General features: G+C 63.2%; 9 protein-coding genes and 1 pseudogene. 7 read left to right on the plus strand and 3 right to left on the minus strand.

Annotated features, from left to right (window positions below; translation table 11 throughout):
• The first annotated feature begins 9 nt into the window (after window positions 1-9).
• Genes G9463_RS16865 through G9463_RS16880 form a run of 4 tightly spaced genes read left to right on the plus strand, consistent with a single transcriptional unit; the run spans window position 10 to window position 3589 of the window.
• Window positions 10-954: a branched-chain amino acid ABC transporter permease gene (locus G9463_RS16865; RefSeq protein WP_004961965.1), complete on the plus strand. Its 945-nt coding sequence runs from the start codon at window positions 10-12 to the stop codon at window positions 952-954.
• Window positions 954-2102: a branched-chain amino acid ABC transporter permease gene (locus tag G9463_RS16870; protein ID WP_165897327.1), complete on the plus strand. Its 1149-nt coding sequence runs from the start codon at window positions 954-956 to the stop codon at window positions 2100-2102. The genes G9463_RS16865 and G9463_RS16870 overlap by 1 nt, the downstream gene beginning before the upstream one ends.
• Window position 2103: 1 nt before the next feature.
• Window positions 2104-2859: an ABC transporter ATP-binding protein gene (locus G9463_RS16875; RefSeq protein ID WP_121302977.1), complete on the plus strand. Its 756-nt coding sequence runs from the start codon at window positions 2104-2106 to the stop codon at window positions 2857-2859.
• On the plus strand, window positions 2852-3589 hold the full coding sequence (locus G9463_RS16880; protein WP_165897328.1) for an ABC transporter ATP-binding protein: 738 nt from the start codon (window positions 2852-2854) through the stop codon (window positions 3587-3589). The genes G9463_RS16875 and G9463_RS16880 overlap by 8 nt, the downstream gene beginning before the upstream one ends.
• Before the next feature lie 25 nt (window positions 3590-3614).
• Here the strand turns inward: G9463_RS16880 and G9463_RS16885 are convergent, their stop codons facing one another.
• Entirely contained in the window at window positions 3615-4319 is a 705-nt protein-coding gene (locus tag G9463_RS16885) for a helix-turn-helix domain-containing protein (RefSeq protein WP_007190498.1), read from the minus strand.
• A gap of 107 nt (window positions 4320-4426) precedes the next feature.
• On the opposite strand from G9463_RS16885, the gene G9463_RS16890 reads away from it, so the two are divergent.
• Complete coding sequence (locus tag G9463_RS16890; RefSeq protein WP_004961978.1) at window positions 4427-5011, plus strand: GNAT family N-acetyltransferase; 585 nt, start codon at window positions 4427-4429, stop codon at window positions 5009-5011.
• A 22-nt stretch (window positions 5012-5033) separates the two neighbouring features.
• On the opposite strand, the gene G9463_RS16895 is transcribed toward G9463_RS16890, so the two are convergent.
• On the minus strand, window positions 5034-5507 hold the full coding sequence (locus G9463_RS16895) for a peptidylprolyl isomerase (RefSeq protein WP_165897329.1): 474 nt from the start codon (window positions 5505-5507) through the stop codon (window positions 5034-5036).
• A 130-nt stretch (window positions 5508-5637) separates the two neighbouring features.
• On the opposite strand from G9463_RS16895, the gene G9463_RS16900 reads away from it, so the two are divergent.
• Together G9463_RS16900 and mce are read left to right on the plus strand one after the other, a co-directional pair.
• Complete coding sequence (locus G9463_RS16900; protein WP_165897330.1) at window positions 5638-7320, plus strand: methylmalonyl-CoA mutase; 1683 nt, start codon at window positions 5638-5640, stop codon at window positions 7318-7320.
• A gap of 82 nt (window positions 7321-7402) precedes the next feature.
• A complete protein-coding gene (gene mce / locus G9463_RS16905; protein ID WP_011223147.1) occupies window positions 7403-7792 on the plus strand; it encodes a methylmalonyl-CoA epimerase in 390 nt (129 codons plus the stop codon).
• A 25-nt stretch (window positions 7793-7817) separates the two neighbouring features.
• On the opposite strand, the pseudogene G9463_RS24545 reads toward mce, so the two are convergent.
• A pseudogene (locus tag G9463_RS24545) lies at window positions 7818-7988 on the minus strand (NTP pyrophosphohydrolase); the annotation flags it as partial.

The raw sequence follows: 7988 nt of genomic DNA on the forward strand, positions 1-7988 counted from the left end.
TACCGAGCCATGGCCGTAACACCCACAGCCGCGCTCGTCCAGACGCTCAACGGCATTCAGTTCGGGTTTATCCTGTTCATGATCGCCTCAGGACTCACCGTCATCCTGGGGATTCTGGATGTCCTGAACCTCGCCCACGGGGAACTGTTCTCGCTGGGCGCGTACACCGCCATCGGCGTGTTCGGGTTTATTATCGGCATCATCGGCCCGCCGGGGGGCGGCGTCGTCGGCACCGCCGTGTTCATACTCGCGGTTCTCGCGGCCGTGCTGGTGACGGCAGCCATCCTCCTTCCCGTGGGAACCCTCTTCGAAGCGGTGTTCCTGCGCCAGATTTACGACCGCGACCAGGTGTACCAGCTGGTGCTGACCTTCGCCCTCTTGCTCATTCTCCTCGACGTGAAGAAGTTTATCTGGGGGGACAGTTCGATCCGGACTGACGCCGTCTACAGCGCCATCAACGCGATTCCGACGAGCGAACTCGTCGGGCTGAACTACCCGACTTACAACGTGTTCGTCATCCTCGTCGGCTCGGCCGTCGTCGCGGGCCTGTTCTGGTTCTTCGAGCGCACGAAGACCGGGCGCATCATCAGAGCGACGGCTATCGACCGTGAGATGGCGACCGCGATTGGCGTCAGCACCGACCGCGTGTTCACGCTCGTGTTCGCGTTGGGGGCGTTCCTCGCCGGCTTTGCCGGCGCGATGGCCGTCCCGCCGACATCGGCGACGCTGGAGATGGGCACCAATCCGCTGGTGTTGTCCTTCGTCGTCATCGTCATCGGCGGCCTCGGCAGCCTTCGCGGGGCGTTCGTCGGCGCACTTCTGGTCGGCGTCATCCGAAGCTGGATGATTACGCTGTACCCGCCGGGCGAGATTGCGGCCCCGTTCGCCATTATGGCACTCATCCTGCTGGTCAAACCCGAAGGGCTGTTCGGGACGTGGGGTGAGACGGCGTGATGCCGGAGCGCGTCGACCGCGACGGGACGCCGGCGTATCGCGTCCTCGGGGTCGAGGTAACCCGCCGAGAAGCCGCCTTCCTCGTCCTTGGAGTCGTGTTCCTGTTCGTCATTCCAGATATCGCAAGCCTCTCCGACAGCCTCCAGCTCAGCGTCATCCACCAGGGCCTGCTGTTCGGCTTCGCGGCGGTCGGGCTGAATCTCTTGCTTCGCCACACGAAGCTCACCTCGTTCGGCCACGCGGCCTTCTTCGGCACCGGCGCGTACGCGACCGCGGTCCTCGCACGCTATGCTGGCGTCCAGAGCGTCGGCTTGCTGTTGCTCGGAGCCATCGCCGCCGCGACGGTGATGGCAGCCATCATCGGAGTGCTGTCGCTGCGACATACGGGGCTGTACTTCGCGCTCCTGACGCTGGCCTTCGGCCAACTCCTGTACGCCATCGCGCTGGGCCAGAGCGCACTCGGCGGGAGCGACGGGCTCCCGGTCCGGCCGGGGCCGGCGAACCAGCCGCTCCTGTTCGGGACCGCGTTCAGCCCCGATGTGTACCAGATTCTGACGTACTACCTGACGGTGGTCGTCATCCTCATCGGCCTCTTCGTGATGTACCGCATCACGCAGTCGCCGTTCCGCAACGCTCTGGACGCCATCGGGCAAGAGCGGACCCGGGCGCGGTTCATCGGCCTGCCGGTCCGCCGCTACGTCTGGGCCGCGTTCGTCATCTCAGGCATCTACGGCGGCGTGGCGGGCGGGCTGTTCGCCGTCGTCCGCCAGTACGTCCGCCCGGAGGGGACGCTGTTTTTCCTCCGGTCGGGCGACATCCTGTTCATGGCGATACTGGGCGGGTTCCGGACGCTGGTCGGCCCGCTCATCGGCGGTGTCGTCCTCGTTTTCCTGCAGGACGTGGGGCAAGACGTGACCCAGTACTACGAGTTCCTGACCGGTGTGGTGCTCCTGATACTCGTGTATGGCTTCCCGCGGGGCATCGTCGGGTCGCTCCGGTCCGGCGGCATCGTCAATGCACGGCTCAGTGAACTGCGTCGTGAGCCGTCCGTCCTGTCGGCGTGGGGCCGGAGCGCCGCGCAGTCGATTGAACGGAAGGTGACAGAGGCGCTGACTAGCCTGCGGATAATCCTCTTTGGAGTCGACTGAGATGCTCGAAGCACGCAATCTGCAGAAGTCCTTCGGTGAACTGGTCGCAACTGACGACATCACACTTGAGTTCGGTAAGGAGGAGGGCGAACTCGTCTTCATCGTCGGTCCGAACGGGGCCGGGAAGACGACGTTCATCAACCTCCTCACCGGTTTTCTCTCACCGGACGAGGGGTCCATCATCCTCGACGGCGACGAGATTACCGGCATGTCGGCAAACGGTCGTGTCGACGCCGGCATCGCCCGGAGCTTTCAGGTCGTCAAGGTGTTCGAGGAGATGACGGTCCGTGAGAATCTCCGGACGGTGGTGCTGACCGAACAGGGCAAGACCTGGAGCCTGTTTTCGATGGCCGACGGCCACGAAGAGGTGGAGGCGCAGGTCAACGAGCTGTTGGAGAAGTTCCGGCTCGGAGACGCGGCTGACACCGTCGCCGAGGAACTGCCCCACGGTGACCGGAAACTGCTCGACGTGGCGATGTCGTTCGGTCTCGACCCGGACTACCTCCTGCTCGACGAGCCGACCTCGGGCGTGTCGACCCGCGAAAAGGAGTACGTCATCGAAACGATTGTCGAGGTCGGCCGGGCGGAGGGCGTGACGACAGTGACCATCGAGCACGATATGGACATCGTCACGGAGTACGCTGACCGCGTCGTCGCCCTTCATCAGGGGGCTGTCCACGGGGTCGGCCCGCCGACGATGCTCGAAACCGACGACGAACTCCGGCGGCTCCTCCTGGGGGTGGGCGAGGATGAGTAGCGAACCGCTGCTGTCCGTTCGCGGGCTCAACGCCGCTGTCGAGGGGTTTCAGGTGACCGAGGACATCGACCTCGACGTGAACGCTGGCGAGGCGGTCGGCCTCGTTGGCCGCAACGGGGCCGGCAAGACGAGTACCTTCCGGGGAATCATGGGTTTGACACCGGTCTGGAGCGGGTCAGTCACGTTCCGCGGCGAGGAGCTGACCAGCATTCGCTCGGAGCTGATTCCCAAGCGGGGCATCGGTTACCAGCCCGAAGACCGGAAGCTGTTCACCGGGATGACCGTCGACGAGAACTTCCGCCTCCCGATCTGGACCAGCGGGAAGGTCCGGAGTATCGACGACGAGGACGCGGTCATCGAGAGCGTCTACGACGTGCTCACCGAACTCGATGAGCGCCGGGATGCGAAAGTCCAGAACCTCAGCGGCGGCCAGGCGAAGATGGTCGCCATCGGGCGGGCGCTGGCGCTCCAGCCCGATTTGCTCATCCTCGACGAGCCGCTGGAAGGGTTGGCTCCGGTCGTCGTTGAGAACCTCAAGCGCCACATCCGGGCCATCAACGAACGCGGCATTGCGGTGCTCATCGCTGAGTCCAACGTCACACACGTGCCTGAGGTCGTTGACCGTCTCTACGTCATTGAGCGTGGGGATATCGTCGCCAGCGGTGACCCGGAAGAGCTGGCGGCCGACGAGGACATCCAGAAGCTGATGCAGGGTAGCGGAGCGGAGTAACAGCACACAGCCCCAACCGCTGCTCTCACTCGGTCACGTCGTTCATCGCCGTCGTGACGCGGTCGAGTATCTTCCGCTGACTGCGCCGGAGGTTCTTCGAGATAGCCATCTTGGACACGTCGAACTCTTCGGCAAGTGATGACAGGGTCGCGTCCCGCGGCGTGTCGAAGTAGCCGCCTTCGACGGCCTTCTCCAGCGTGTTTCGCTCTACTTCCGAGAGTTCCCGACAGCCATCGACCAGCCGCTTCGCCGAGTCGATGTTCTGTAGCAGGTCGTAGTAGTCCTCCAGATCGACCGATTCGCGGGACCTGATAGTGTAGTCATTGTCGCGCTCTAGTTCAGACAGGGTCCCTTCCGCGACGCGTTCGGTGTCGAAGCCAACGTGCCAGATTTCCGACCCGTCACGGATGCGGAACGGGCCGGTGATGTAGCCACTGTGGTCGCGGATGACGCTCATCGCGTTCGTCTCATCGATGCGCGAGCGGATGAGCGCCAGGTCGCCCTTCCGGCGGAGAAGCTGATAGGACTCCATGTGGTCGTGCGTCTCCAGTGCGTTCAGCCCGCGGTCCAGCTCTTCCCGGTCCGCGCCGTTGACCATGATCCGTGTCTCCAGCTCCCGCTCGACAGGGTGGAAATCCCACTGCTTGGCCAGAAACGACACCTCGTAGTCCCGTGTCGTGTCGATGTACGGACAGTCGTACTGGACCATATCCATCTCGAGCGATATCATGAACAATCAATCATGTTGAACTGTCTTAGTGATTGCCTCTCCGCTAGATCGTCTCCAGTCTCAATCACGCCGCAAACCCTTTTGACTGCGGCGGTCAAGTTTAGAGCATGTACGTCCGGGATGCGAAAAACCGCGAGGAAGTCTGGTTGCTCGACCGTATCGAAGAGATGGGGCTGGACGAGACGGCTTTTAGATCCCGGGACTACGTCGTCGCTATCGACGAGGAGAGCCACGAGAAGGCCGGCTTCGGCCGCATCCGTATTCACAAGGGCGGCGACGAGCCAGTTTGTGAACTGACCAGCATCGGCGTCCTGCCCGAATGGCGCAATCAGGGCGTCGGCGCACACGTCATCGAACGGCTGGTCGAGTACGCGGGCGACGAGGGGTTTGACACCGTCTACTCACTGACGAACGCCTCGGAGTTTCTTGCGCAGTTCGGCTTCGAGCGCATCGAGCCGGCACAGCTCCCTGACGCGCTCCGGGACCGGCTCGCGACCAAACAGGAGAACATCCAGCCGGACGCGGTGCCACTCCGGGTGGCCGTTGACCGCTTCGAGGTGCCCGGCCACCTCCGCAAGCAGTTCAAGCAGGCCAGTGCCGGCGAGTCCGAGGAACCTGAGCCAGAGGAGGGTCCCGAGGACTTCGGCATCGACCCCGACGAAGCGACCTACAAGTACGACACGGGCGACTGATAATCTGCTGACGGCGGACCGATTATCTGACGTCGACGACTTCGATATCGAACACGAGCGTCTTGCCGGCCAACTCGTGGTTGAAATCCACCTCGACGGCGTCGTCTCGGACAGCAGTTACGTCCCCATGAAGCCCGTTTTCGGCCTCGACATGGGTTCCGACTTCCGGCTCTTTTCCCACCATACCTTCGAACGTTTCGGGGTCGTACTCGCGGACGCGGTCGGTCTGAAACTCACCGTAGGCTTTCGCCGGGGGTACCGTGATAGTGGCCTCCTCGCCCGCGACCATGCCGACGAGCGCCTCGTCAATCCCCTCAATGATTTCTCCTGCACCGACAGTGAAAGAAAGCGGTGCATACTCGCTCACATCGACGCCCTGTGCCTCGATGAGTCCGTGCCCCCTGGCGACTTCGGGACGTGACGTATCGAAGATGGTCCCGTCCTCGAAGCGGCCGACGTACTCGATGGTAACGCCGTCACCCGGTTCGATTGGCATACGCCCTCGGTAGATGGCGAAGATATAAACCCACCTCGGAACAGCGCGCCGCCATACCACGGCGAGACGCGTATTACAAATCGTGAAGGATTTAAGAACCCTTAAGCCTCCGCCGTCCGACAATCCGTCCATGTTTGACCCCGACGAGCTGGAGGAGATACGGGAGTCGAAGGCTCAGTGGGAGGAAGACGACGTCCAGCCCACCGTCGACCGCTTTGGCGAACGCAAGGAGACGTTCACCACGGACACCGAAGGTCACGAGGTAGACCGCCTGTACACCCCGGCCGACATCTCCGATCTCGACTACGAGGAGGACCTAGGGTTTCCCGGTCAGGAACCGTACACCCGCGGCGTGTATCCGACCGGCTATCGGGGCCGGCTCTGGACGATGCGCCAGTACGCCGGGATGGGGACTGCGACGGAGACCAACGAGCGGTTCAACTATCTGCTTGACCAGGGCCAGACCGGGCTGTCGATGGCGTTTGACCTCCCCACGCAGATGGGCTACAACTCCGACCACGCGATGGCCGCCGGCGAGGTCGGCAAAACCGGCGTCGCCATCGACTCGCTTGACGACATGGAGACCGTGTTCGACGGCATCCCGCTGGACGAGGTCTCGACGAGCATGACCATCAACGCCCCCGCGTCGGTGCTGCTGGCGATGTACATCGCCGTCGGCGACAAGCAGGGCGTCGACCGCGAGGAACTCCGCGGGACCATCCAGAACGACGTGCTCAAGGAGTACATCGCCCGGAACACGTTCATTTACCCGCCGGAGCCGTCGATGCGGCTCATCACCGACATCTTCGGGTTCTGTGCCGCCGAGACACCGAAGTTCAACACCATCTCCATCTCTGGGTATCACATCCGGGAGGCCGGCTCGACGGCCGCCCAGGAAATCGCGTTCACCCTCGGTGACGGCATCGAGTACGTCGAGGCCGCTATCGAGGCCGGGCTCGACGTGGACGAATTCGCCCCGCAACTCTCCTTTTTCTTTGCCTCCTACAACAATATCTTCGAGGAGGTGGCGAAGTTCCGGGCGGCGCGGCGTCTCTGGGCGAAAATCATGGACGAGCGCTTCGACGCCCAGAACCCCAAGTCCAAACAGTTGAAGTTCCACACCCAGACTGCCGGCTCGACGTTGACCGCCCAACAGATCGAAAACAACGTCGTCCGCGTCTCCTACCAGGCACTGGCGGCCGTTCTGGGCGGGACTCAGAGCCTCCACACCAACGGCAAGGACGAGGCCATCGGCCTTCCGACCGAGCAGTCTGTCAGAACCGCGCTGCGGACCCAGCAAATTCTCGCTCACGAGTCCGGCGCGGCCGACACAATCGACCCACTGGCCGGGAGCTACTACGTCGAGTCGCTGACCGACGAACTCGAAGCCGAGGCCCGCGAACTCATCGAGGAAGTCGACGAACGCGGCGGGATGCGCCGCTCCATCGAGGAGCAGTGGGTCCAGCGCCAGATTCAGGACGTGGCCTTCGAGCGCCAGCGCGAACAGGAAGCTGGCGACCGCATCATCGTCGGCGTCAACGAGTATCAGGTCGAGGAAGAGGGCGAGCAGGACATCGAAGAGGTCGACGAGGCCGTCGAGCAGGCCCAGCAGGACAACGTGGCCACCGTCCGGGAGGAGCGTGACGACGAGGCAGTCGAGGCGAAACTTGACGCGCTCCGACAGGCCGCCGAGGGCGACGAGAACGTCATGCCCTACATCATCGACGCCGTGAAGGTGTACGCCACGACCGGTGAGGTGTGTGACGTGCTCCGGGACGTGTTCGGCGAGTATCAGCCCGGTTCGTCGATGTAAGGTCAGTCGAACCGCGTGGCCGTCCTGTTTTCGAGCCATCTGTGCTCCCAGAATTATAAGCTACCCCGGTGTACGGCCGTCCATGCAATTCGACCACGCCGGTATCGCAACTGACGACGCCGCCCCGCTCGCGGAACTGTTCGCCGAGGCTTTCGAAACACCGGTCGTCCACGACGAGACGTTCGACGGCCTGCAGGTGACGTTTCTGGAGATGGACAACGGGTACTTCGAACTGCTAGAACCGCTGCCGGACGCCGACGGCGCGATTCCCAGATACCTCGACAGCAACGGGCCGGGCATCCATCACGTGGCTCTGGAGACAGACGACATCGCCGCCGCGCTAGAGACGGTCAGCGACTGTGGGATCGACCTCATAGACGAGGAGCCACGGCCGGGCGCGTGGGGCCACGACGTGGCGTTCCTCCATCCGAAGACGACCGGCGGGGTGCTCGTGGAGTTAGTCGAACACTAATCGGCTTCTCGTCCCGGGCCCGGATTCACTCGTCGTTTCGGAAGGCCGCAAACCGTTCTTCGGCCCCGGGAGTTAGCTGCTCTGGCGGCTCCGCGAACCACGCCGCGCCGACGAGTTCCGATTCGTCCACATCAAGGCTTCCCTTCTTGTACTCCGCTTCGAGGTAGATGTCTAGCGTGTGCACCGACCCCTGCGT

Origin of the sequence: Haloarcula sp. JP-Z28 (assembly GCF_011440255.1) — an archaeon.
Lineage (GTDB): Archaea > Halobacteriota > Halobacteria > Halobacteriales > Haloarculaceae > Haloarcula > Haloarcula marismortui.

Bases quoted from the DNA above. Each gene is read 5' to 3' on its own strand.
- G9463_RS16865 (WP_004961965.1), top strand. From the start codon at position 10: ATGGCCGTAACACCCACAGCCGCGCTCGTCCAGACGCTCAACGGCATT.
- G9463_RS16870 (WP_165897327.1), top strand. From the start codon at position 954: ATGCCGGAGCGCGTCGACCGCGACGGGACGCCGGCGTATCGCGTCCTC.
- G9463_RS16875 (WP_121302977.1), top strand. From the start codon at position 2,104: ATGCTCGAAGCACGCAATCTGCAGAAGTCCTTCGGTGAACTGGTCGCA.
- G9463_RS16880 (WP_165897328.1), top strand. From the start codon at position 2,852: ATGAGTAGCGAACCGCTGCTGTCCGTTCGCGGGCTCAACGCCGCTGTC.
- G9463_RS16885 (WP_007190498.1), bottom strand. From the start codon at position 4,319: ATGATATCGCTCGAGATGGATATGGTCCAGTACGACTGTCCGTACATC.
- G9463_RS16890 (WP_004961978.1), top strand. From the start codon at position 4,427: ATGTACGTCCGGGATGCGAAAAACCGCGAGGAAGTCTGGTTGCTCGAC.
- G9463_RS16895 (WP_165897329.1), bottom strand. From the start codon at position 5,507: ATGCCAATCGAACCGGGTGACGGCGTTACCATCGAGTACGTCGGCCGC.
- G9463_RS16900 (WP_165897330.1), top strand. From the start codon at position 5,638: ATGTTTGACCCCGACGAGCTGGAGGAGATACGGGAGTCGAAGGCTCAG.
- mce (WP_011223147.1), top strand. From the start codon at position 7,403: ATGCAATTCGACCACGCCGGTATCGCAACTGACGACGCCGCCCCGCTC.